The organism is Candidatus Frankia alpina, assembly GCF_902806485.1.
GTDB classification, from domain to species: domain Bacteria; phylum Actinomycetota; class Actinomycetes; order Frankiales; family Frankiaceae; genus Frankia; species Frankia alpina.
Window position 1 is genome coordinate 1 of sequence record NZ_CADCWT010000453.1, and the last position, 1,618, is coordinate 1,618.

The window sequence follows — 1,618 nt, forward strand, 5'->3', positions numbered from 1 at the left end:
TCACAAATCGTTGCCGGGAATGGCTCAGTGATGCTGCACATCCCACGTGTCTGCGAGCTTGCCGAGGACATGGATCGCCGCGCGCAGCTGACGAGCGGCGAACCCGGCGGGCACAGCAGGCAGAACCTCGTCGCGGAGTTCACAGCGAAGCCCCTCGAGCAACTCGCCGGGGGTTGGTCTCAGCATGATGCCTCCAACGGCTTGTCGCAGCCGATCCACTCCAGGCACGCCTGGATGGAAGGGATCACGGTTCGGGCTCGGTCGATCAGCCGTAGGTTGTGGCTACGACCGCCGATGACCGCACTGGCTGCCTGAAGGCTGATCGTGGCGTACTTGACCTCACAGAAGACGCGGTTCCAGCGCAGTGCCGCTGGGGTGACAGGCACGCCTCCGGCCGCTTCGTACGCCGCAACGAACTCCTCGAGTGGCACGAACCGCTCCGGGCTCCACAGGGCGTGGTAGGCCCACGCGATGTCTTCGACGGGGTCGCCGACGTGCGCCATCTCCCAGTCCAGCAGACCGACGATGCGGTCGCCTTCGTAGAGGACGTTGCCCGGCCGAAGGTCACCATGCACGACCGCGGGCCGCGCGGGCGGTGCGGCGTTGTCGTCAAGCCAGTCGTACAGCCAGGACAGCGCCGGGTACGGCTCAAGACGGCAGTCCTCGAATCGTGCGCGCCAGTAGGCCAGCTGCGGTTCGTCGGTTCCGGTGCCCGGCGTGACGGCATGCAGCTCGGCTGCCGCCCGGGCCAGGTCCAGGGTTCGGGCACGGCCCAGCTCGGTGTCGGCCGCGAGGTACTCCACCGCGTCCGTTCGGCCCGGCAGCCGCTGGAGCAGCACCGCGGGTGCACCGAACAGCTGCCCGTCCGGGTCGTGCGCCCACACTTTCGGTGCCCGCACGCCGCGTTCGGCCAGCCCGTCCAGTGCCGCAAACTCGTGTGCCGGGTCGGTCTGTACCTGCGAGCCAGGGGCACGGATGAGCAGGATCAGCGGCTCCTCGTGCTTGTCCGCGTGCGTGTCGGGGCACCGAGGTCCAGCAGGCTTCGCAGGCCCACGCGTTGCGCGCGTTTCCGCCGAAGACCCGCGCCGGCTGCGAGACAGTCACGTCCACGGCCTCCGGCAGGCGCAGACGTAGCAGCTCCTGCACGCGAGCGGCCAGCTGGGCCGGTGCCTGGGCAGGGAGGGTGGGGTGGGTCATCGGACGCCGGCTGCGACCCGCAAGGTCTCGCCGGTGATGGCGTCGGACTGGGGTTCGAGGAAGAACGCGATTCCTTCGCCGAGGTCCTCCGGTGTGGGCACGTCACCGAGTGCTGTGTACTCGAGGTGCCGGTTCAGGTATCCGTCGTCGATCCACTCGCGCACGCGGTCGCTGAGGACCAGCCCAGGGGCGATGCAGTTGGCACGGATCCCCTGACGGCCCAGCTGCATGCTGACGCTCTGGGTGAGGGCGACGACCGCGGCTTTGGCCGAGTTGTAGGCGGCGTTACCGAGTTCGAGACGGTTGGCGAAGGCCGCCAGCGAAGCCACGTTGACGATCTTTCCGTAGCCCTGTGCGATGAAGTGCTTTTCCAGCGCGCGGCACATCAGGAAGGCACTGTTCACATTGAGCCATTCCCGGC

Annotated in this window: 3 protein-coding genes; all 3 read right to left on the bottom strand. The window is 68.2% G+C overall.

The genetic code is table 11. The features are described from left to right. Positions 1–24: 24 nt before the first annotated feature. The gene (locus tag G6R25_RS23860; RefSeq protein ID WP_163554646.1) at positions 25–186 is read right to left on the bottom strand and encodes a hypothetical protein; all 162 of its coding nucleotides are present in this window, start codon (positions 184–186) and stop codon (positions 25–27) included. Next, positions 180–1,100, bottom strand: coding sequence for a phosphotransferase family protein (locus G6R25_RS23865; protein WP_205447425.1), 921 nt, complete (start codon positions 1,098–1,100; stop codon positions 180–182). Before G6R25_RS23865 ends, G6R25_RS23860 begins: the two co-directional genes overlap by 7 nt. A 93-nt stretch (positions 1,101–1,193) precedes the next feature. Next, positions 1,194–1,618, bottom strand: a 425-nt coding sequence (locus G6R25_RS23870; RefSeq protein ID WP_163554647.1) for an SDR family NAD(P)-dependent oxidoreductase, incomplete at its 5' end; no start/stop codon positions are given.

Bases quoted from the DNA above. Each gene is read 5' to 3' on its own strand.
- G6R25_RS23860 (WP_163554646.1), bottom strand. From the start codon at position 186: ATGCTGAGACCAACCCCCGGCGAGTTGCTCGAGGGGCTTCGCTGTGAA.